Origin of the sequence: Iodobacter violaceini (assembly GCF_011601265.1) — a bacterium.
GTDB lineage: Bacteria > Pseudomonadota > Gammaproteobacteria > Burkholderiales > Chitinibacteraceae > Iodobacter > Iodobacter violaceini.
Window position 1 is genome coordinate 225,831 of sequence record NZ_JAAOLX010000004.1, and the last position, 22,520, is coordinate 248,350.

The 22,520-nt window shown below is 47.1% G+C and carries 18 protein-coding genes; 1 reads left to right on the forward strand and 17 read right to left on the reverse strand.

Annotated features, from left to right (window positions below; genetic code table 11):
- Window positions 1-23: 23 nt before the first annotated feature.
- From agaR to HA050_RS09390, 4 genes are all read right to left on the reverse strand, one after another.
- Entirely contained in the window at window positions 24-806 is a 783-nt protein-coding gene (gene agaR, locus HA050_RS09375; RefSeq protein WP_166825020.1) for a transcriptional repressor AgaR, read from the reverse strand.
- Window positions 807-1,259: 453 nt separating this feature from the next.
- Window positions 1,260-1,724 (reverse strand): CreA family protein, encoded by a 465-nt coding sequence (locus tag HA050_RS09380; protein WP_166825021.1) that lies wholly within the window; start codon window positions 1,722-1,724, stop codon window positions 1,260-1,262.
- The gene (locus HA050_RS09385) at window positions 1,717-2,769 is read right to left on the reverse strand and encodes an oxidoreductase (RefSeq protein WP_166825023.1); all 1,053 of its coding nucleotides are present in this window, start codon (window positions 2,767-2,769) and stop codon (window positions 1,717-1,719) included. Before HA050_RS09385 ends, HA050_RS09380 begins: the two co-directional genes overlap by 8 nt.
- A 29-nt stretch (window positions 2,770-2,798) precedes the next feature.
- Complete coding sequence (locus HA050_RS09390; protein WP_166825025.1) at window positions 2,799-3,038, reverse strand: hypothetical protein; 240 nt, start codon at window positions 3,036-3,038, stop codon at window positions 2,799-2,801.
- Window positions 3,039-3,076: 38 nt separating this feature from the next.
- Here HA050_RS09390 and HA050_RS09395 point away from each other — a divergent pair, with 38 nt between their 5' ends.
- Window positions 3,077-4,216 (forward strand): GNAT family N-acetyltransferase, encoded by a 1,140-nt coding sequence (locus HA050_RS09395; protein ID WP_166825028.1) that lies wholly within the window; start codon window positions 3,077-3,079, stop codon window positions 4,214-4,216.
- A gap of 103 nt (window positions 4,217-4,319) precedes the next feature.
- On the opposite strand, the gene HA050_RS09400 is transcribed toward HA050_RS09395, so the two are convergent.
- The 13 genes from HA050_RS09400 to HA050_RS09460 all read right to left on the reverse strand — a co-directional run bounded on the left by HA050_RS09400 (window position 4,320) and on the right by HA050_RS09460 (window position 21,833).
- Entirely contained in the window at window positions 4,320-4,751 is a 432-nt protein-coding gene (locus tag HA050_RS09400) for a c-type cytochrome (RefSeq protein WP_166825031.1), read from the reverse strand.
- Window positions 4,752-5,316: 565 nt separating this feature from the next.
- Entirely contained in the window at window positions 5,317-7,548 is a 2,232-nt protein-coding gene (locus HA050_RS09405; protein WP_205836375.1) for an alkaline phosphatase D family protein, read from the reverse strand.
- A gap of 102 nt (window positions 7,549-7,650) precedes the next feature.
- On the reverse strand, window positions 7,651-8,502 hold the full coding sequence (locus HA050_RS09410) for an ABC transporter substrate-binding protein (protein ID WP_205836376.1): 852 nt from the start codon (window positions 8,500-8,502) through the stop codon (window positions 7,651-7,653).
- Window positions 8,503-8,705: 203 nt separating this feature from the next.
- Complete coding sequence (locus tag HA050_RS09415; RefSeq protein WP_166825038.1) at window positions 8,706-10,439, reverse strand: ABC transporter ATP-binding protein; 1,734 nt, start codon at window positions 10,437-10,439, stop codon at window positions 8,706-8,708.
- A 12-nt stretch (window positions 10,440-10,451) separates the two neighbouring features.
- A complete protein-coding gene (locus HA050_RS09420; protein WP_166825041.1) occupies window positions 10,452-11,510 on the reverse strand; it encodes an ABC transporter permease in 1,059 nt (352 codons plus the stop codon).
- Between the two features lie 15 nt (window positions 11,511-11,525).
- Window positions 11,526-12,464: an ABC transporter permease gene (locus HA050_RS09425; protein WP_099397183.1), complete on the reverse strand. Its 939-nt coding sequence runs from the start codon at window positions 12,462-12,464 to the stop codon at window positions 11,526-11,528.
- Between the two features lie 37 nt (window positions 12,465-12,501).
- Complete coding sequence (locus HA050_RS09430; protein ID WP_166825043.1) at window positions 12,502-14,274, reverse strand: ABC transporter substrate-binding protein; 1,773 nt, start codon at window positions 14,272-14,274, stop codon at window positions 12,502-12,504.
- Window positions 14,275-14,369: 95 nt separating this feature from the next.
- The gene (locus HA050_RS09435; RefSeq protein WP_166825046.1) at window positions 14,370-16,370 is read right to left on the reverse strand and encodes a M3 family metallopeptidase; all 2,001 of its coding nucleotides are present in this window, start codon (window positions 16,368-16,370) and stop codon (window positions 14,370-14,372) included.
- 159 nt (window positions 16,371-16,529) lie between these two features.
- Window positions 16,530-16,949 (reverse strand): ExbD/TolR family protein, encoded by a 420-nt coding sequence (locus HA050_RS09440; protein ID WP_166825049.1) that lies wholly within the window; start codon window positions 16,947-16,949, stop codon window positions 16,530-16,532.
- Between the two features lie 101 nt (window positions 16,950-17,050).
- On the reverse strand, window positions 17,051-17,434 hold the full coding sequence (locus HA050_RS09445; RefSeq protein ID WP_205836377.1) for an ExbD/TolR family protein: 384 nt from the start codon (window positions 17,432-17,434) through the stop codon (window positions 17,051-17,053).
- Window positions 17,435-17,493: 59 nt separating this feature from the next.
- The gene (locus tag HA050_RS09450) at window positions 17,494-18,231 is read right to left on the reverse strand and encodes a MotA/TolQ/ExbB proton channel family protein (RefSeq protein WP_115226902.1); all 738 of its coding nucleotides are present in this window, start codon (window positions 18,229-18,231) and stop codon (window positions 17,494-17,496) included.
- A 37-nt stretch (window positions 18,232-18,268) separates the two neighbouring features.
- Window positions 18,269-18,934: an energy transducer TonB gene (locus tag HA050_RS09455; protein ID WP_205836378.1), complete on the reverse strand. Its 666-nt coding sequence runs from the start codon at window positions 18,932-18,934 to the stop codon at window positions 18,269-18,271.
- A gap of 370 nt (window positions 18,935-19,304) precedes the next feature.
- Window positions 19,305-21,833, reverse strand: coding sequence for a TonB-dependent receptor (locus tag HA050_RS09460; protein ID WP_166825055.1), 2,529 nt, complete (start codon window positions 21,831-21,833; stop codon window positions 19,305-19,307).
- Window positions 21,834-22,520: the final 687 nt, after the last annotated feature.

Genomic DNA, 22,520 nt, shown 5'->3' on the forward strand with positions numbered 1-22,520 from the left:
AAGGCTTACTCCTTTAAAAAACTTTATTCCGCCACAATCACGGTTACGCCCATTTGCGTTAATGCCTGCCGGTATTCATCGCTAATCCCGCTGTCTGTAACCAGAATATCAACCTGTGGCATTTTGCAAATCACACAAAAACTGCGTTTGCCAAACTTACTGGAATCAGACAATAAAATAATCTGATCACAAGCAGCCAGCATGGCGCGATTAAGCTGCGCATCCTGCGCATTGGTGGTGCTCACGCCAGCCAATAAATCAATTCCATCTGCGCCAATAAATAGTTTGTTAAAATGATGTAACCGAACTGCCTGCTCCGCCTCTGGCCCGCACAAGGAATAAGAATCAGCGCGTAAAGTGCCGCCTGTCATCATCACGGTAAAGCGCGGATCGGCGACTAACTCGCTGGCTAAATTAAGCGCATTGGTCATTAAAGTTATTTTTTTATTGCTTGCAATATAGCGGGCCAACAAAGCAACGGTAGAGCCTGAATCCACAATAATTGAATCACCGTTTTCAACTAAATCTGCCGCTCTGCGGGCAATTAATTGTTTTGATTCTGAGCGGATATTTTCTTTTTCTCTGAATTCCAATTCAAAAGAAAAATTCTGCGAAAGCGTGGCGCGGCCATAAGAGCGGCGAATACAGCCACTTTGCTCTAATTCATCTAAATCGTGCCGGATAGTGACGGTAGAAACACCTAATTCCTGAGCCAAAACACTGACATTACAACTTTCATGCTGGCGTAATAGATCAACAATTTTTTCATGCCGTTTTTGCATGCTTTTTATATGGTTACTAGGCATGGCAACCTCTGCTTTAATTCATTCACTGCTTGTAAAAAAACCTGAAGACAACAAGGAGGTGACTCGAATTTATTCCTACAAAGCAAAGTGTGTCAACGCATTAATTTTCGACTTAAAATCACTAAATTTTCGACTTAAGCGGTAGTCGATAGTGATAAAAAAGGGGAATATGTAGTATTAATACATAACAATTCAACAAAAACTCGGCTATATATCCCGAAAAAATGAATGCTTATCGTAAGAATGAAACAATACTACGCAGAAAACAAAAAACCAGCCCCAATCAGCCATGCCTTCACAATGAAAGTAAATCGAAAGCACTACATTTTAATTTCTTTCGTTTTAGCCTGTTAAAATGCTGTTTTTTTGCGAAAATAAATCAAAAAAAAACGCGGCCAGGCCGCGTTTAAATTGATTTATTTCCAAAGCTTAAAAATCGTGAAGCACTGAATTTTACTTTACAGGGATTTTCACATCACCTGCCGGCACCGCCGTCACACTATTTTGCGGGCTGCCATCGATTAATTTATCGGAGTAGGTCAGGTAAATCAGTGTATTGCGTTTCACATCCACCATACGTACCACCTGCACCGATTTAAAAAAGATAGAAGCCGATTCAGAAAATACCTCTTCTTGCTTCGCCAAGGGATTTTTAAACACTAATTTTGCCGTCTGACGACAAGCAATCGAAAACTCTGCTTTATCTTCCGCCAAACCGAGAGAGCCCTTCACTCCCCCCGTTTTAGCCCGTGATATATAGCAAGTGACCCCTGCTACTTTAGGATCATCAAATGCATCGACCTGCACACGGTGATTACGGCCTATCAGCTTAAAAGCCGTTGTCACCGACCCCACTTCTTCGGCCAGGCTGATACCGCTGATCATGAAGCCTAAAAAACACAGCGCCCATTTACCCATTAAAGCTCTCCATTTCCACCCATGCACCCGTTTCAGCGCTATGTTGAGCCGCTTCCAGCAGCTGCATGATCATCACCCCCTCAAAAGGCGTGACCGGATTTTTGCCAACGCCCAGCGCCGCATCACGCACTCCGGCGTAATAAGCCATATATTGCCCCAGCGGCATGACAATCTCTTCACTTTGGGTTTGATCATTCACGCTATGGTGCAATAAACCTGGCACGGGATCCAGGCCAAAGCCTGCAGCATCCGGCAACAGCCCTGCTTTCAGCTGAGACTCTTGTACATCTAAGCCCTGCTTGCTGAAGCTTGCCAAACTGCCATGCAATACATAGCGCGGCGCGCCACCGCTGACTAAACAGCTGGCAGACAGCTTTACCCGCATCGTTGGATAACGCAGCAACACATGAAAATCGTCCACAGCCTGAGCACCAGCACGGCGCATTTGCAAATCGGCAAATACCGCCTGCGGCAAGCCAAACAACTGCAGAGTCTGGTCAATTAAATGCGGGCCCAAATCAAACCACAGACCGCTGCCCGGCTCAGCACTTTCGCGCCAGCGATCTCTGGTTTGCGGACGATAGCGATCAAACTGGCTTTCAAACTGCGCAACCTCACCAAGGCGGCCACTGGCCAATAGTGCTTTTAAGCCCAGGAAATCAGCATCCCAGCGGCGATTATGAAAAACAGATAATACTTTGCCAGATACCTGTGCCCGCAGCGCCAGCTCTTTAGCCTGCGCCAGCGTTAAAGTAAACGGCTTATCCACCACCACATGCTTACCTGCATCTAATGCCTCGCAGGCCAGCGGGTAATGGCTGGCATTGGGCGTTGCCAGCACCACCAGATCAACCAGAGGATCATTTATCAGCGCCATAGGATTGGGCAGTACAGCGGCTTTCGGGTATCGGTCTGTCACTGACTGAGGCTGGCTTGACGCCACAAAACGTAAATCCAAACCTGCCGTGGCGGCAATCAAAGGCGCATGAAATGTTTGCCCTGCATAACCAAAGCCGACCAGGCCGACTGCTAAATTCTTTTGCATTATTTTCACCTCTGAACCGATCGCTTAGCTTACCCTGGGAATGCAAAATAAAAACGCAATCTTTCACTACCAGCCGGCAATATACATATTGTTTTATATGACGATGACGCTTGTTCAATCGAATTAGTCAATATTGCAGGATAGGTGAAATCCACATTATTTAATTCATGCCACACTTGGGTAAACACCAGCCCGGTAAATTCAAAAAACAACTGCTGCAAGCAAGAGACACAAGCAGCCAACTTCCAGTATAAGGGGTAGTTAGCCATCAACCATACCCGGCACGCAACCCGCCTAATGGAAACGCATGATCAGCCTTCACTCGCATATTGATGACATTGCCGCCGCAGATTGGGATGCGCTGGCAGGCACTCAGCCTTTTATACGCCACGCCTATCTTGCTGCGCTTGAAAATACCGGCGCAGTGAGTGAGCACAGCGGCTGGACACCCTGCCATATAGCGATCAGAAATGCGGATCAGCAGTTAACCGGCGCTATGCCGCTGTACAGAAAGACGCATTCCTACGGTGAGTATGTGTTTGACTGGGCATGGGCAGAGGCTTACCAGCGCCATGGCCTGGATTACTATCCCAAGTTAATCAGCGCGATTCCCTTTACACCGGTTACCGGGCCAAGATTACTGGCTAAAACTGACGCCACCCGAAAACATTTACTGGCCGCTGCCGTAGCAATTGCACAAGAATCAGGCGATTCATCGTTTCATCTTTTATTCCCGCAGGAGGCTGAGCTTTCCATTGCACAAAGTGCCCGCCTGCTTGGCCGTCATGATGTGCAGTTTCACTGGCTGCGTGGTGATTGGCGTGATTACACCGATTTTAGCGACGCGCTCACCCGGGATAAGCGCAAAAAATTACGGCAGGAACGGCGTAAGGTGAGTGACGCGGGGGTGAGCATTATTCGCAAGCGCGGCAGCGGGATCAGCGAAGCCGATTGGGTGTTTTTCTACCGCTGCTATAGCAATACCTATCTGGAGCACCGCTCCACGCCCTATTTAAGCCTGGCGTTTTTTTTGCAAATCGCCAGCGCCATGCCGCAATCCTGCCTGCTTGTGCTGGCTTATCAGGGAGGCCAGCCCATTGCCGCAGCGCTCAATATCATCGGCCCGGATCGCCTGTACGGCCGATATTGGGGCGCGGCTTGGGGGCCTGCAGGCTATGTGCCCAATCTGCATTTTGAACTGTGTTTTTATCAGGGAATTGAGTTTGCATTAGAAGAAGGATTGGATGCTTTTGAAGGCGGAGCACAGGGCGCGCATAAACTGGCAAGAGGCTTTGTGCCCGTCGCTACCCAATCCGCCCACTGGCTGGCCCATCCCGGCTTTAGCGATGCCATTGATCAGCATTTAAACAGGGAACGAGAAGCCGTAGCCAACTGGAAAAGCGAGCTGGAACAACACAAACCATTTAAACCAAGCACAAGTCAGTAGTACAGTTTACTTAGGCAGTTTTGCTTGAGCCCCCCCTTTTCTAAGGGGGGAGCAAAATCAACACCTTAAGTGAACGTCATTAGCCCAAGCCAGGGTGTTTTGCTTAGCCCGGTCTGAACTGCTGATGGCAGCGAATGCAGGCGTCTTCTACTGCCTTGTAAGACGCACGAATACGATCTTCCTGCCCGGCTTGCGCCGCCGCTTTTAAAGCACTGCTCTGCTGCTGCATATTGTCTGCTGCGGCATGAAAATCAGCAGAGTCAGATTTTTGCTTAGCATCAGACTGATTGTTTACTGCGAATTCAGCAAAATAAACCCAAGGTTTTGTTGATTTTTCTTGCAGCTTAATTGCTTCTTGCAACACGCTATCGGCTTTATAAGGCTTCGCCCCTGTCAGCATGGCATTAATCGCCTCGCGCGATTTAAGCATTTCTTTAAAAGTGGCTTTTCTAAGGGAAACTGGGGAATTAGGATCGCTGCGCTGGCAAGCGGTTAAAGCCAGCAATGTGAGTAAAACAAGTGTAAATCGTTGCATAGCAGCCAAATCATCAAGAGCAAAAGGGGAGCATGATACTCCCCTTTTCCCTGCTCAAAATACGCATTACTGATTGAAGATGGCTTCAAAGCAGGTGATTACCCAGGATAATTATTTTCATACATTGAATCATCTTGTTCGGATGAAATACCAAATGTCGCTTTTCATACCTAAGGTTCGGAGGGCTTCACCCCATGCGCACTCTCCAAAATCAAAAAAATAGTGCCTTCGGCACGCTGATTTTGGAGCGGTAGCCACCGCGGGGGCCTTCCTTTCTTAAACGGCCAAGAAAGGAAGCCAAAGAAGGCCGCCCCACGAAACACGAAGGCCCCTGCACTGCGGACAATCGAGTCGGCGGCAGGCGGGATTGGCTCGCTGCCTCGCTCCCTAGCCGAAACCCCGCCCCGCTTGTTCCTCGCTCCGGCGTGTTTCAAGGGGACTTTAAAAAGCCCTATGCGAAGAGCGTGCCTATTATGTTTTTTCGCTATTTTCTAAAAAAACAAATTGCTTTACTCGCATAGAGCTTCGCCCGCTCAGGAATGATGCGATGCTGGAAAAGTCGCTATTAATCCGTAAAGGTTAAATCCAGGCTCCCCGCTTTTACCGTAATCGTTTTAACACTGCTTACGGCTTTTTGTGGGGCAACGCTGCCTTCTAAGCGGCTGATTTTTCTAAACTCCGCCTTCAAACCATCAGCCGTTAACTCAAGCACCGTGTAGCCCTGTGCATCGGTATCGGCGTATTTAATCCAAGGATTATTTACCGCAGGAGGTGTGCCCGCCGCTTGATTTGCAAATGGATTGAGGCGCTTCACCACTTCGGCGGCAGGTACTTGCGCCGTGGTGATACCCATTGCGCTGGCCAATTGCTGGGCAATCATGCCGTACAGCGTTTGCGCCGCCACCGAGCGCCCTGCGGCGGCCAGGGCTGCAATTTGCCCGCCAATTACCGTACCCATATTCCCGGCCAGCGTTTCGTTAAAGGTATTCACAGCCGTAGCCGACAGGCCTGCCGCAGGGGTCACCGCTGCCGCTGGCAATTTACCCGCCGCAATTGCGCCCTTCACTGCTGCGGCAATTGCAGCGGTATTGCTTAAATCTGTAAGCCCCGCTTGCATGGCCACGCCTGCCGATATCATTTGAATGGCGATCCCTTCTGCTGCGGCTTCCGAAGTAAACACGAGCGGCTGCACCGCGGCAAAGCTCTTGTCGCTGACCGCTTTTACAAAGTAGCTGTAGAAAGAATCGCTGCTGATGCCCGCGGTAACCAAATCGATCATCACCGGCTTGCCGCTGGCGTAATCGTCATACACTTGCCCGGCATAGAAAGAATGAATATCGCCAGTAATGGCCACCACGTTTTTGATTTGATTACTGCTTAAAAACTGCATCAGTGCTTTGCGCTCGGCGTTGTAGCCATCCCACTGATCGGCGTTCAGGATGATTTCTGTCTGGAAATCTTTAGGCGCTGCCGTGAGTGATTTGCCGTTTACACACATTTTAAGCAGCGATACTTCATTGCCCCACAGCTTCCAGGTGGCAGTTGACGCCTTCATGGTGTTTTGCCACCAATCACGTTGGGTTTTGCCGAGGATAGATACCAGGGCCAGCTCATCTCCCGATGGCTTGGCTGCGGCTATTTTTTGCGCCTCAGCGCCTGCCAGTACAGCGGTTGGCACCATATAGCGCGAACCAATCGAGCTGCCAGCAGCGGCTTCAGGAATCACATGATCGGCGCGGTACAGGCGCTGATCGGTCATCACCAGATGCAGCAATTGACCAAAGCGGAAATCACGGTAAAGGCGGATATTCTGGAAGCCTTTGTCGGTGATATCAAACTTCACATCGGCAGGCATAAATTCAAACCATGCCTGATTGGCACTACGGCGGCGCTCGGTTTCATGCTTATTGTCAGCCTTGCCGGTTTTAGCATCAAAGCTGCCATTATCGTAAGTGGTGGAATCACCCCAGCAATCATCAGAGAATTCGTGATCATCCCAGATTGCAATCATGGCAAAGCGCTCGTGCACCGCCTGCAAGCGGACATCTGAGCGGTATTGCTTATAAAGGGTGCGGTAATCGGCGGTGGTATTGGCAAAACGTGCGCCATCTTTGCCATTTTTGAACGGACCATCAGGCAGTTTGATTGTGGCGTGAGCGGCCTCTACGGCGCCCTTTTGGAAATCCTCACCCACGGTTTCGTATATGTAGTCACCCAAATGCACTACAAAATCCAGCTCTTCACTTGCCAGAGAGGTAAAGCCCGCCCAGTGATTAATACTCCAGTCCTGGCAGGATAAATAAGCAAAGCGCAGCTTGTTCACATCAGCATCCACCGCAGGAGCCGTTTTAAAGCGCCCTACACGGCTGATGCTGCTGCCTGCAATAAACTGGTAGAAATAAGTCGTTGCAGGTTTTAAACCCTCAACCTTGTGGCGAATCGTGTGATCCCAATCGGCTTTTGCGCTCAGCGCAACCTCATGCACTATCGTACCTGCCAGTGGTTTATTGCTGCCCAGAAGCGCCGACTGATCGCTGCTGCTGATCACAAGGCGCACCGCAATATCCGCAGCTCTGGCAGAAACCACATCATCCGCATCGGCGGGCACAACGCGGGTCCACAACATAATGCTATTGGCTGCCGGATCGCCCGAAGCAATACTTTGCGGGAATTTACAAGGAATAGTCAGTGGCAAGGCAGCATCATCATCGCTGCTGTTACAACCCGCGAGCAACGCAGGACCTACAGTTGAAACAGTAACAAAGCCGGTCCACTTTAAAAACTGACGACGATTCATGCTGCGCATCCAAAAGAGTAAGGAGTGCAACATAGCCGAACAGTATGACAATCAAATTAAAACAATTGTTTTATATATAAAGCCAGCAATCACTTTCTGCCATTATGGCACCTGTGTATCACCCACAATCAGCCGCGGATTCAAATCGTATTGCACAGGAATATCCTGGAATGCCTGTCCCTTTTGATGCATTAAAACAATCCGTGCAGCCAAAACACCCTGAGCACGGTAATCCCCTACTGTTCCTACGCTGCAATGATAAGGAATAAAAGCCTCAATACTGCAAATGGTTGCGATGCGCGCATCATTGAGTGCCTGCATTAATTCCGGCGCGACAGAAATTAAATAACTGTCTGCCGGAATAAAAACCACACTCTCTTTAGCGGCTTGTTGCAAACGGGCCAATTCAGTTTTAAGCAAGGCTTTATCTGGGTTAATTCGCAATGTTTCTAATGTCCATTGATAATCGGCCGCCACAGCCTTTAATTGCTCTCCAATTAATTGCGTATTTCTCTCTCGGGGATTAACCGGCAGCAACATTTTGCTGCCTTTAGGTAAGTACTTTCGGGCATTACTGATTTGCAGTGGCAGAAAAACCATATTACTCACCCCCGCCACCATTTTATTTTCTTCTTTTACGACAGAAATAATTCCTGCACCAATCGGATCTGAAACCACATTAAAAATCAATGGCTTGCGCCCGGATAAAAAGCTTTTGCTCATTAAAGTCGCTGTTGTGCCAAAGCTGTACACATAATCGTATGACGCAAGATGAGGCTCTAATTTGGTCCGCAACATTGTTGCTAAATTGGTCCGGTCCTGATTGGCATCAAAAACGATAATCACGGGTTTGAAGCCCAGCTTTTTTAGTTCATCACGAAAGCCCTGCTCAGCGGCGGTTTCCCCCCTCCACAGTACCATCGCAATTTTAAGTGCATGGGCGGAGACCGGCATCAATATCAAGCAGCAACAAAAGAAGATTCGCATCATCACAGGCACCAGAAAAAGCGCTTACGCTACATCCAACTTAGACCATATCTGCCACATCACCCTTCTGTACTCACTATTGAGCCAAGGCACCGCCCTCTGCACGTTTTATCATGCAAAAAAAAGCCGCTCAGACTTTCATCTGAGCGGCTGATTCTGAGCGAGGCAAGTTACAACGTCACCAGGGCGCTCTCTGAATACTGCTGATTTTGTACACGGCCACGGCCTTGCGGGATGGATGACAGCAGCCTGCGGGTGTAATCGGCAGTAGGGTTAAGATAAATAGCATCCGCATCCGCCTGTTCAACCACTTCGCCCTTATTCATCACCATCACCTGATCTGAAATATGCTTAACCACAGCCAGATCATGAGAAATAAATAAGTAAGACAATTTGAATTCATCCTGCAAATCTTGCAGCAAATTCAATACCTGCGCCTGCACCGACACATCCAGAGCGGATACCGATTCATCACAAATCAGAATTTCCGGCTTCATGGTAAGGCAGCGTGCAATAGCAATCCGCTGGCGCTGGCCGCCCGAAAATTCATGCGGATATTTCGCCAGCGAATTCCAGGGCAGGCATACTTTATTCAGCAAATCACGCGCTAACTTAATGCGCTCGCTGTCATTTGCGCCAATGCCATGCAATTTCATTGGCTCGGTCAGAATTTGCTCAACCGTAAATCGCGGATTTAAAGACGCATAAGGGTTCTGGAAAATAATCTGAATACGGCGTTTGTATTCATTAAATTCACGCGGGCTCATGGCAAATAAATCTTTGCCATTAAAAAAGGCCTGCCCACTGGTGGCCTGATGCAGGCGCACAAGCGTTAAACCTACCGTGGTTTTACCCGAGCCCGATTCACCCACAATACCCAGCGTTTTGCCACGCGCTAATTTAAACGACACCTCTTTCGCAGCATGAAATACACGCTTACCAAACAGACCTTCACGTGATTCAAAAGATTTACCCAGGCCTTTCACTTCCAGCACAATCTCATCATCGGCCTTGTAACCGCGCTCACGATTTGCTGGCTCTGCATAGCCACCCGGCTTTAAAAAATCGTCGATGACGGCAAGGCGCTCCGGACGGCGATCCAGGTGCGGGCGGCAAGCCAGCAGCGCCTTGGTATAGCTGTCTTTAGGCGCATCAAAAATTTGCTCAACCGTTCCTGCTTCACGGATTTCACCGTGACGCATCACCACCACATCATGGGCAAACTCACCCACAAGACCCAGATCATGGGTAATAAACAGCACCGACATGCCGTGCTTTTTTTGCAGATCCGCAATCAGTTGCAAAATTTGCTTTTGAATCGTCACATCCAGCGCCGTGGTCGGCTCGTCTGCGATCAAAAGCTTAGGCTCGCAAGCAATCGCCATCGCGATCATGACACGCTGCTGCTGCCCGCCCGACAATTCATGCGGATAGTTTTTGGCTTTTTTTGCCGGATCAGGCAAGCCTACTTCGGTCAGCAGCTCTACCGCGCGCTTTGCCGCATCACGGCGGCCTAAACCAGCGTGCAGCATCAGGGTTTCAGCCACCTGATCGCCCACGGTAAACACCGGATTCAAAGAGCTCATCGGCTCCTGGAAAATCATGGCGATATCTTTACCGCGCATTTTGCGTAATTCACTGCCGCTCAAACCCAGCAAATTACGGCCTTCAAACAGAATCTGGCTGTCTTTGCTGACTTCGGTGTTGTTAGGTGGCAGCAATTGCATAATCGCCATCGAAGTCACCGATTTACCCGAGCCCGATTCGCCCACCAAGGCCACGGTGCGATGCTTGGGAATATCAAAACTCACGCCTTTGATCGCATTAAAGCGCTCGCCGTCTTCCTGGCGGAAATTAACCACTAAATTGCGTACAGACAACAGTGTTTCAGTATTTTGGGTCATGTCGCGTGCTCCTTATTTCACTTTTGGATCAAGCGCATCGCGCAATGCATCCACCAACAGGCTAAACGCCGTCACCAGGACCGACATCGCAATCGTTACCGCCAGCATTTGCCACCAGAAGCCCTGCACCAGCTCAGCTGGTGATTCAGCCAGCATTGAGCCAAGGCTTACCTGACGCACACCCACACCAAAACCTAAGAAAGACAAAATCGCTTCGTACTTAATCAGCGCAACCGTCATCAAAGAGAACTGCACCAAAAGTAAATGGCTGATGTTTGGCAGAATATGCACAAACATCCGGCGCGAATGAGAAGCACCAATCGCATCGGCAGCTTGTACATACTCACGGTTTTTCAGCTTCATATACTCAGCGCGCACTAAACGATAAGTACCTGTCCAGCTGGTCAGTGCCATCACGGTAATAATCGTGCTGATACCGCGGCCAGAAACCGCAGCAAACGACAGCAGCAAAAGCATATCAGGCACAGAAGTAAAGATACTGTAAAACCAGGTTAAGAAGTCATCAACCTTGCCACCAAAGTATCCAGACACCGCGCCAAGCGCTGTACCAATTGATAAAGCCAGAATGGCACCAAAAATACCGACAAAGATCGAAGTTGATGTCCCTTTGATGGTTTTTTCGATCACATCACGGCCACGTAAATCCGCACCAAAAGGCAAAGTTTCACGCTTAGGCGGGCTGTTATCCGCATACTTGGCCACATTTTTTTGCGCTGCAGCCAGCTCTGCACCAATCGGGTCTTCTGATGGCAGCATGGTTTGAATTTCTTTTCCTGCTTCTACCGCTGCATGTTTACCAGGCGGCAATTGCTCGTCTTTGCCCTTGGTAATCCATGAAGGTGGCGCGTAAGGCACGGCCACTTCATCGGCCCAATGGCTGGCCACCACATTGACCCAGCCACCCACGGCAATCAGTAAATAAGCCACCACCACCCACAGCGCAATAAAACCCACTTTATTCCGCTTAAGCCGCTGCCAGCCTAATGCCCACAAACTTTTGGAAGCCGTTTCTGTCTGCAGACCCGGCATTGCTTCAACAATTGCATTCATTTCCATACTCCGGGTTTATTTAAGCTGAACGCGTGGATCGATCAATTTGTAAACCAGATCGGCCAACAAATTAAAAATCATCGTGGCAATTGCAATATAAATGGTTACTGCTTTAATAACGGGAAAGTCACTTTTATTCACAGCCAGTAATACTTCATTACCCATACCCGGAATACCAAAGAAACTTTCCAGAATCAGCGCGCCCATCATTAAAAACGGCAACGACATCATTACCGTGGTCACTACCGGGATCATGGCATTACGCAATACATGCTTGAGCATGATTTTTTGCTCGGACAAGCCTTTAGCACGCGCAGTACGCACATAATCATTATTCATTTCTTCAATAAAGAAGCTGCGGTAAAAACGAATATCCGGGCCAATTGAAACCAGCAAGCCCATTAATAATGGCAAGGGCACATAAATCAACAGATTGGTAAACAGAGAATCACCCCAGCCCCGCACTGGAAACCAGGCTAATTCATAAGCCAAGACATACTGCCCTACCACGATATACACCAGGGCACTGATCGACATGGCTACCGTACACGCAATAGTGACCACGCGATCCGTTAAACCACCACGGAAATACGCCACGATCGCCGCCAATGGAATAGACACCAATAAACTCACCACCAGCAAGGATCCGGTTAAGGTAAGTGATGGCCCAATCCGGCTGGCAATCATAGTTGATACGGGCTGCTGCGTAGACCAGGACGTGCCAAAATCCAAAGTCAGCACCTGCTTTACAAAGATAAAAAATTGCTCTGGCAAGCTTTTATCCAATCCCAGCTGGCTGCGGATATTATTTAATACTTCTTCGGTTAAATGTTTCCCCCCAAGAATCAGGCTTGGGTCTCCCCCCACCACAGAGAATAAGAAAAACACCAGCAGCATCACCCCGAATATAGTCGGGATCATTTGTAAAACACGGCGAATAATATAGGCGAGCATTATTTTTCCTTGGCCACAAAGCGATCAGTATTGGTCATCATTTTTTAATATCCAGATAGCGCCAAAGGGTATTAAATTGCGGATGAGGTTTATATCCCTTGATCCATTGATGCGTCAGATAATTGTTAAATCGCGTGTCGCCCATCACCCAAGGCGTATCAGCCATCATGATTTTATTCATCTGATCATAAAGCGCATTACGCTCCGGGCTGTCTCCTAATTTTTGGGATGCCTCATAAAGCTTGTCGTAGCCAGGCGATTTGTAGCAGGCATAATTTTCGCTGCCAATATTTTTGCCATACAGCATCATGGTGAAGTTATCACCATCCGGATAATCAGCCAGCCATGCCGCACCATCCATGCCATAGGTGCAGGTACGCAATGATTTAACCTGCTCATTCCATTGCATTTGTCTGAATGCTACTTTTACTTTGATCGAATCAAAGGCTTTTTGCCAGTATTCATTCCACTGCTTATCAATACCACTGGTGCCCGTAATAAAATCAATTTCAAATGGCAGACCGCTTGGCAGCAAGCGTTTACCATCCTTGCCAATTTTATAGCCAAACTCATCCAGCAAAGCATTTGCTAAAGCCGGGTTATATTCAAAAGCCGCTTTAAAATTCGGATTATGCCCAGCCACATTGGGCGGAATAATATATTGTGCTTTCACAGCCTGATTACGGCGGATATTACGAATAGTATCTGTTGTATTAAAAGACATGGCAATGGCGCGGCGTAAAGCAATTTTATCCTTGCTCAAACCACCCACCACCGGGTTTTGCATATTAAATACGTAATAGGTAATCTCTTCACCCAAATCACGGTAAAGTTTGATGCCCCGCTTCTTTAAATCAGGCTTTAAATCAGCACGCCATGGATCATTAGGATCAAGCAATAAAGAACCACGTACCAAAGGCTGAGGCAAACCACTCAAATCTAAATCACCGTTTCTAAATGCCAGCCAGCGTGGTTGCTCTTCCTGAATAATAGAAACTTCAACACGGCCAATTTCCGGAATGCTTTTTCCATTCATTTCTTTGGCGATCTGCTGATCACCTTCATCATCACCTGGTTTGTAATCGATGATCTTTTTTCTGTAATTTGGATTCGCCACCAGCGAGATATGTGTGCCAGGCTTCCATTCAGTCACCATATAAGGGCCCGTACCTACCGGGTGGGACATCGTATTATCCGCATAAGCTTCCATCACTTCGCGTGCTACAGCACCCATATGCGGCATAGCCAGCACATATTGCAAAGCAGGATACGGCTCTTTTAAAGTGAGCTGCAGGGTGTAACGATCAAGGGTTTTAATACCCTCAACTGTTTTATCGTAATCAAGTTTGCCATTTTTGGCCGATTTTACCCACTCATCTAAGCCAATAAACTTGCCTGCAATTAAATACCCTGTAGGCGAACCTGTAGCAGGATCAACAAGACGTTTAAGTGAATAGGCGTAGTCCGCAGCGGTTAATTCACGCTTCTGGCCTTTAAATGCCGCATCAGGTGCAAAGTAAATGCCTTTTTTAATACGCAGGGTTAATACTTTGCCGTCTTCACTGAGCTGCGGCATTTCTGTCAGTGTATTAGGAACCAGCTTTACCGGCCTTGCCATAAAGTCATAGGTGAGCATCGGGTCAAATACATTTTCTGTAATTGAGCTGGAATACACATCCGAAATTTTACCTGGATCAAAGCCCGTTTCAGGCGCAGGAAATGATACCCGCAACACTTTATTCATATCCGCAGCTAATGCTGGCTGGCTAAATAGCGCCCCCGCTATGGCGATGCTTAATAGTTTTTTCATCACCGTCTCCTCATTTAATTCTATATATGCTGTAATAAATGCTTTTATTTTTTTGAACAAAAGCATTCACCTCAATCTGAATCTTGCTCAGCAGGCTATTGCTTAGCCGTTTTAGCCGCCGCGCCACGCTGGCCGGTAATTTCCTGAAAGAAAGCATCGGCATTAGGCTTGCGGCCGATAAATTCTTCAACTAATTCCATCGCAGGACGCTGACCACCGTTTTCTAAGATCAATTCGCGGTAACGCTTGCCCTGCTTCACATCCATCACATTGCTGCCGTAAGCCGACAACATATCCAGCGCTAAAACTTCAGACCACATATAGCCGTAGTACCCTGCCGCATAGCCACCCACGATATGGCCAAAGGTGCCGGGGAATTCTGTACCTGCTACATAGCCCAGCGGGGTTTTACCCTCCATAGCCTGCCATACCGCCTGTGGATCACCCGCATCAGCAGCAGCCAGGGCCATATCGTAGGCGGAGTACAGCACCTGGCGGGCGTATTTAAGGCCCAGGCCAAAGCGGCGCGCTTCATCCATTTTGGCAATCAGCTTAGGATCAATGGGCTTGCAGCTTGGGCAGGTCTCGTTAAACAGTGCTTCGGCCTCAGGCCGGCGAGCCCATTCTTCATACATTTGTGATGGCGCTTCAACAAAATCACGCTTCACCGATGTACCCGCCTGCATGGTGTAACGTGTTTTGGATAACACGCCATGCATCACATGACCAAATTCATGGAATAGTGTTTCCAGCTCATCCTGGTTAAAGCCTTCACGGCTAAAATTAGTGACTAAAACACTAACCGGCGTTTGCCCGCTTAAGGTGCTTACACCGCGAACAGGGAAAGCCGCCGCATGCTTGTATTTGCCATCACGCGGGAAGAGATCAAGGTAAAAGCTGGAGAGGTATTTTTTGCTGCCGCGATCAAATACATCGTAAGCACGTACATCTTTGTGCCATGTTTTTAATTGAGCATTCGGGCGGAAATCAACACCATAGAGTGTGCCGGTGACATTCATCATCCAGGCAATGGTCGGCTCAGTAGGGAACTGCTCACGCACTTGCTTTTGGTCGAGCTGATAGCGGCTGGCTTTCAGCTGCTCTTCGTAAAACTGCACATCCCAGCGTTTCAGTACGCTATCAGCCTTGCCGGTAAAGCGGGCTTTTTCCTGGCGCAGCTCTTCAATATCTGATTTTTCTAAATCAGCAACGCGGGATTGCACATCGGCCAAAAAGGTATTAACCGCTTCTGGCGTGGCGGCCATTTTATTGCGGATTGCAAATGCGGCATAGCTTGGGTAGCCGGTGAGCCGGGCAATTTGTTTTCTTAATTCAACGACTTCTTTGAGAATTTGCAAATTGGCAGCGCCACCAATTTTCATCCGGCCACTGTAATAGCGCTCACGGGTGGCTTCGTTTTCTGCATAGCCCATTACCGCATCAATTTCTGGGTAATCAAAGCCCAAAACATACTGGCCTGCTGCGTCTTTTTTAGCAGATTCTAAAAAACTGGCCGACACGCCTTTTAATTCTGCGGCAGCAAAGCTAATTCTGGCCTGGTTGTCGCGCATATTGCGCGAGAAATCCTGCTGCAACTTTTCAATTTTATTGAAAATTGCGGCTAATTCTGTACGTTTTTCTTTAGATAAATTAACGCCACGGTCTTCAAAATTGCTCAGCAAATCTGCACGGGCTTCCGCATCAATGGCATCTTTTGGTTTTAAAGCTTTAAAACGGCTGTATAAAGCCTCGCTTTGCAATACATCACTGATCAGTGCCGACATTTTTAAATTGCATGCATCAGCCGCAGCACGTACAGGTGCTAAAGGGCTGACCTCAGAAAGTAATCCGGCCGGGCCGCCAAAGCGATCAAGATCCTGATTAATTGTATTCCATTCACCCAATGTATTTGCCGCATTGACTTTAGCCAATGGCAGTTTTTCTAATGCTGCAATTTTTACTTTGGCATGGGAAATCGTTTGCTGACACTGGCGCGCAATATCGGCCGCATCAGGCAAAAGCAATGCGCCTCCCTGTGCTGCAAATAGCGGTGCAGAAGAAAACAATACGGCGAGGCTCATGGCGATTTTATTCAATTTATTCCCCGGCAAAGGTTAATTGGTTATTACTTTGCAATTATTTTTTTGATCTGCAGACGTAGCAAAACTGGCACACGCAAATGCCTGCTGCCATTTTAGTTTTATCTTTTTTTTGGTTAACGCAGAAGAGCTGGGCGAATGACGCCCAGCTTTAAATTACTTTATAAACTGCTCATGCCCGACAATACCAATCTTTTTTACACCCAAGCGCTGCGAGCTGGCCAGAACCAATGCCACAGATTCATAATTTGCATCTTTATCAGGGCGAATATGAAACTCTGGCTGCACAGCTTTGCGCGCTGCATCGGACAGATTTTTTTCTAAAGCAGCACGATCAGCCAAAGGAACACCCGCCCATGAAATGATATTATTGCTGCCAATATCAATCTGAACTATTTCCGGCTTTTCTGTTGATTTAGAAGGTGAATTAACGGGCATATCCAGTTTTACGGCATGCGTTTGAATTGGGATAGTGATAATCAGCATAATCAGCAAAACCAACATCACGTCAATCAATGGCGTGGTATTGATTTCCATCATCATATCATCGTCATTACCACCGATTTGCATTCCCATAATCGTTCTCCACAGCGCATTTGCTTTTTATATCTTATGATTCAGTGAATCAGGCCAGTGGCTTAAATAAATCACCCCATGGCCTGACCCATCGACAGCCATTAATTCCTGGCAGGCGGCTCGGTAATAAAGGCGATTTTTACAATCCCCGCCCTTTGCACCGCTAAAACAATCCGGCCTACCGAGCTATATTTAGAAGACATATCGCCGCGAATATGGACTTCCGGTTGCGGATCCATTTTTGCAACTTTAACCAAACGAGCCAGTAATTCTTCATCCGACTTAATCTGGGTGATATTCCAGTAAATATTGCTTTTATCATCCACGCCTAAAACAACGTTTTCTGGCTTGGTTTGCGTCGGAATATTGACCTCTTTAGGCAAAGTCAATTTAATCGTTTGCGTTACAACTGGAATAGTAATCAAAAAGATGATCAGCAATACCAACATCACATCCACCAATGGCGTGGTGTTGATCGCAGACATGACCTCATCTTCATCGTGGCTGGAAGCCCTTTGTCCTGGCCGCAGATATCTCATGATGATTACTTAGGTGTGCTGAGTAAATTGGTATGCAAGCGGGCTGCTACGGTATGAACCATCTCCACTACCAGCTTGTTACGGCGTACTAACCAGTTGTAGCCCAGTACCGCAGGCACAGCTACTGCCAGACCAATCGCAGTCATGATCAAAGACTCACCCACCGGGCCAGCCACTTTATCGATCGAAGCCTGACCAGAAATACCGATGGCTGTCAGCGCGTGGTAAATACCCCAAACTGTACCGAACAAACCAACGAATGGTGCTGTCGAGCCTACAGTTGCGATAACCGACATACCGGCTTGCATTTTACTGCTGGCGTGATCCGCTGCATCGTAAGTTGCCATCGAAACCCATGTATTCAGGTCTACGTTTTTGCTTAACTCACCATTGTGTTCGCTGGCAGCCTGGGCACCTGCATGTGCTACCGAGCTGTAAATACCATCATCTTTCAGCGCTTTAGCCTTAGTCAGCAGCTCCGGACCACGTGCTTTCAGCAAATCACGGCCTAATTTGATCAGGCGGCGCTGATCCAGAATCTTAACAATACCCACATACCAGGTAGCAGCGGACATGGTCAGCAAAATCACTAAAGTACCTTTAGCAACGATATCGCCCTGAGCCCATAAAGCATCAATACCGTATGGATTAGCGACAGCTGTCGTGGTATTTGCAAGCACTGGCAAAGCACACGCTGCAGCAGCGGCTGCGAACATAAAGAATTGGCGGGAGAACTTAGCCATGATTTACTTACTCCGTAATAAAAAGTGAGGGACTAACTTATTCTTCAGCAGATGCTGTAAAACCAAACTCTTGTTCAAGAGTTGCTTCACCCGATGCAGCTTTACAAACATGCTCTTTTAAAGCTTGTCTGATTGAAGCTTGAAACTGATTGCGATACCCCATAGGGATACTGCTTGCATATTTAATATTGGTAATATCGCTCAGCTTACCTTCCGCATTAACCTTAAACCAAACTGTAACCACACCACCAATGCCATCCGCATCAGCCTTACGCGGATACTCTGGCTTGCCTAATTTGGAGCAATTGCCAATTGCTGAAATTGGCCCGGCAGGCGCAGCAACAGGTGCAGCTGTTGCCTGAGGCACAGCAGGAGCAGAAGGTGCTTTTGCTTCTGATGTAGCCTGAATCGTGTTTGTTGACTGGGTAGTCGGTGCAACCACAGGCGGAGGAACATAGGCCGGCTGCTGTTGCGGTGGCGGAGGGGCTGTATCCTTCACCACTTTTTCAATTTTTGGGGGTGGCGGCGGCGGTGGCGGTGGCGGCTCACTGATCACAGCAACTTCAACCTTTTGCTGAATCACCTTAACCAAATCTTTGCCCAAGCCGGTAACCAGCGCATAGACAACGAGCACATGCAAGGCAGCCACTCCCGCTAAGCCCACTGCACGACGATCACGTGCATTCTGGCCAAAAGCTTCCACGATGCTCTCCTTTAAATAGATTCACGAAATAACTTAATAAAACAATTAAGCAGCTACACCACTAAGATACGCTAGTAGAAAATGAATTTTTACTAGGGTTTACTCTAACTTTTGAAATAAAACTCTTAATGACCAGTCTTTTTATGAACTAATTTCTTTTATTAATAATTCAAAAGAAAAATCATAAAAAACATCACGACCATTTATTTGTCTAACAAAAATCACAAGACAAACAACTGCTAAAAAATAGTCATTTAAAATGACCACTTGCTTGCAACAAATACGATATCACAAGCAAGTGGCCATTTATAATCTTTTACTTTATATCCTTATGCCAAAACACAGAGATATTCAGCAGGTTTCATACACATTATTTAAATGAGTATTGAGCACCAACAGAGAAGAAACGACCGCGCACGTTGTACAGTTCTGCGAAGCCCATTTGTGAATGGGTATTCGTTTCTACATTGCGCAAGCTAAACGGAGGCATATTGTCAAATACGTTTTTCACACCCGCATCCAGCTTCAGACCTTTAAAACCTGTGTAGGTCACAGAAAGATCTGTTTCAGTATAACTAGGCACTGTAGGGACCCCTGCTGGTACTTTCAGCGTGTCTGTTTCACGAATGTCAGTATCTAAGAAATCACCTGTAGTACGTACTGCTAATGCACTAGACCACGCACCAAAATCAGCCTCAGCACGGAAAGTATTGCGCCAAATTGGTGACGCATAAATTCCCTTCAGATTTTCCCACTCACCAGAAGCCTTGGTCTGGCGCTGTTCCAGGTAATAAGTTGCTGAGTCACTGAATGTGTAGGTTCCAAACGAAGTTGGGAAACGTAAGCGACCTTCGACATCAATTCCTGACGACTCAAACTTACTAATATTTTGCAGGTTCGTAAATACAAGTAAGCGACCATCCTTATCATGGCCAATCTTCTTTGCTTGTAACGCCTCTAAAACCGATGGCTTCCCAATCGTGTCATCTTTTTGAATCTTCCACCAATCAACAGAGCCTGAGAAAATGCCAACATCAGCAACAACACCGACGTTGAAAGATGTCCCAGTTTCAGGAGTCAGATTCTTATTACTACCGCTTACTTCATATGCTGTAATCGCGCAGTTAGCTACCTCACCAAGAGCCAAACATTCATCTGCAGTTTTGATATCCATTGCGCCTTGATCCACGCCGCCATTTAATTGCTTAAGCGTTGGCATGCGGAAGCTTTTTGCGTACGAAGCACGCAATAAAAGCTCTTTGAGCGGCTGGAATCGAATAGAAACTTTTGGTGACGCCTTAGACTCCGACGAAGAGTTCTCTGATGAATAAGAGTCGTAACGAACGGCCCCCTGCACCTCTAAAGTGCTATGAACAGGCAAAGAAATTTCTGCGAAAAGCGCTTTATTATCTCTGCTTGCGTCTACTCCAGCTTGTGCGATGCCCCCTACAACAAGACCAGCCTGTGTCAATGCATCAGGCGTATCTTTTAAAACCTCTTTCGTGTACGAAGCCCCCACGGCAAATGCCACTTTCCCACCCGGCAAAGCTAAAGGAGTTTCACCACTAATTTTACTATCCACAAAATAGAGAGCATTACTTGCGTCACGCGTTGCCTTGACTTTTAAGCTCTCCACTAAGGCGGGGTTATTAGTTGTAACTGTTGCATCGATCAAACCATTACTAAGTGCGTCATCCCACTTATTTGCATCAAAATAATTACTATTCAGGCTATAAACCTGGCTCAAACCATGACCAGCAGCCACACTCCAATCAAAGCCCGCAACCGACCCTTCCAAGCCCATGACAAACTGGCTTAATGAAGCCTGGCGATCTGTAATCCGCGGACCGCCTTGCATAAAGCGTCCGGCATAACTACTGCCATCTGGCAGCTTAAAGAAATCTGGAACAGGGTGAGCTTCAAAATGGTCAGTACTTGTTGAGTAAAAACCCTGGATATAGGCTGTAGTCGTGTCAGAAACACGCAAACGAGCCACTCCCATACCACTCATTCGATCCGCGCCATTAAATGACGTTAACAGGCTCGAACCAAAGTCATACCGGCAACGACCATCTACCAGTAAATCAGCCGGACAAGGCTTGACTTGTTCGCCAGTAAAGCGTCCTTTTGAATCCAGTTTATTACCATATGGCGAGTATGAACTGCGGCCATCCGGCCCGCCAAAACGACGGAAGTCTGCACTCTTAGTTAAATCACGATCAGCACGATAAATAGGGTCGCGCTTAAAAACATCAAAACTGGCAAGTACATTAAATCCATCTTCTTCGTAATCACCAAAACCAGCACTCATCCCTACGCTGGTTTCATTTGCATCACCGCGACTTGAAATCCCAGTTTTGGCACGAAGATCGCCACCCTGATAATTTTTCTTGGTAATAAAGTTAATTACACCAGCTACAGCATCAGCGCCGTAAATTGCTGAGCCCCCATCTTTTAGAATTTCAACACGCTCAATTGCGCTCAGTGGAATCAAATTAATATCAACAGCAGCACCTGAGCCTGAGCCATCCGCCATTGCATTTACAGGTAAGCGCCGACCGTTAAGAAGCACCAGTAAGTCGGTTTCACCCAAACCCCGCATTTTGGCGTTTGCACCACCAGAACCGCTAGGACTGTTACTTGAGATCTCCCCTTGGTCAAAAGTATCAAGTGAAGAAACGCTTTTCAGCAACTCGTTAACAGTTGTTGCACCCGTTTTTTCAATCTGCTTACGCGAAATTGTTTCAACCGGTGCTGCACCTTCTTTTTGAACGCGCTTAATGCTCGAGCCCGTTATCTCGACGCGCTCAACTTTATTTACTTTTTCTTCAGCATGAGCACTGATCGCCGCACCGGCACCGATTAAAGCGATCGCAACCGCTAGTTGTTTCATCCGCATGAAAGCCCCCTGATATTTAGACTTACAAATGCTCACTAAAAAGTGAGATCCCTCGCTCTGCATTGCCGCTGTCTTTTTGTCCGCGGCTTTCGCTAAGTAAAAATTACCATAGGCGAATAATGCGAATGTAACGATATGTAACCAAATCAGAGCAGCGGGTGGCGGGGTTTAAAACAGATATTTTTTGAACGGGCTTGATGCAAATCAAGAATTAGGCGGCAAGCTAGGGATAATCCCAACTTGAGTGACTTTCAAGAAAAAACGCGGTGGTTTTATTTTTTATGAAAACGAGATGGCAATACAACAAAATACTTATATCAATAAAATCAATAAGATAGACCAACAATCTTTCAGAATTTGTACGCTGCTTCTTTTTAAGTAAAAGTTAATTGTAAGCGAAAGATACAAGTACCACTCATCAATAATGCCCCCAAGGCTCTTATTCAAAAGAAAATGCAAACATTTTTATGCTTTTTTTATAGGGAGACTTGTACTATTACCGTGCTTTCCCTGGTAAAAAGTGGATGAAAAAACCCAAGAATTCATATTTTATTGTCATTATTTATTTATACATTTATGCATCACTATCATCACATTTGAGTGATATCTACCACACTATTTACTTATTGCACCGCACAATAAAAGTAACACGAAATATTCGTGTAATATTTAATGCTAAATGATTAC

Excerpts from the sequence above, each read along its gene's own strand:
- HA050_RS09395 (WP_166825028.1), top strand. The coding sequence starts at position 3,077 with ATGATCAGCCTTCACTCGCATATTGATGACATTGCCGCCGCAGATTGG.
- HA050_RS09425 (WP_099397183.1), bottom strand. The coding sequence starts at position 12,464 with ATGCTCGCCTATATTATTCGCCGTGTTTTACAAATGATCCCGACTATA.
- HA050_RS09380 (WP_166825021.1), bottom strand. The coding sequence starts at position 1,724 with ATGGGTAAATGGGCGCTGTGTTTTTTAGGCTTCATGATCAGCGGTATC.
- HA050_RS09460 (WP_166825055.1), bottom strand. The coding sequence starts at position 21,833 with ATGCGGATGAAACAACTAGCGGTTGCGATCGCTTTAATCGGTGCCGGT.
- HA050_RS09415 (WP_166825038.1), bottom strand. The coding sequence starts at position 10,439 with ATGACCCAAAATACTGAAACACTGTTGTCTGTACGCAATTTAGTGGTT.
- HA050_RS09420 (WP_166825041.1), bottom strand. The coding sequence starts at position 11,510 with ATGAATGCAATTGTTGAAGCAATGCCGGGTCTGCAGACAGAAACGGCT.
- HA050_RS09405 (WP_205836375.1), bottom strand. The coding sequence starts at position 7,548 with ATGAATCGTCGTCAGTTTTTAAAGTGGACCGGCTTTGTTACTGTTTCA.
- HA050_RS09400 (WP_166825031.1), bottom strand. The coding sequence starts at position 4,751 with ATGCAACGATTTACACTTGTTTTACTCACATTGCTGGCTTTAACCGCT.
- HA050_RS09440 (WP_166825049.1), bottom strand. The coding sequence starts at position 16,949 with ATGGGAATGCAAATCGGTGGTAATGACGATGATATGATGATGGAAATC.
- agaR (WP_166825020.1), bottom strand. The coding sequence starts at position 806 with ATGCCTAGTAACCATATAAAAAGCATGCAAAAACGGCATGAAAAAATT.
- HA050_RS09385 (WP_166825023.1), bottom strand. The coding sequence starts at position 2,769 with ATGCAAAAGAATTTAGCAGTCGGCCTGGTCGGCTTTGGTTATGCAGGG.
- HA050_RS09450 (WP_115226902.1), bottom strand. The coding sequence starts at position 18,231 with ATGGCTAAGTTCTCCCGCCAATTCTTTATGTTCGCAGCCGCTGCTGCA.
- HA050_RS09445 (WP_205836377.1), bottom strand. The coding sequence starts at position 17,434 with ATGTCTGCGATCAACACCACGCCATTGGTGGATGTGATGTTGGTATTG.
- HA050_RS09410 (WP_205836376.1), bottom strand. The coding sequence starts at position 8,502 with ATGCCGGTCTCCGCCCATGCACTTAAAATTGCGATGGTACTGTGGAGG.
- HA050_RS09430 (WP_166825043.1), bottom strand. The coding sequence starts at position 14,274 with ATGAAAAAACTATTAAGCATCGCCATAGCGGGGGCGCTATTTAGCCAG.
- HA050_RS09390 (WP_166825025.1), bottom strand. The coding sequence starts at position 3,038 with ATGGCTAACTACCCCTTATACTGGAAGTTGGCTGCTTGTGTCTCTTGC.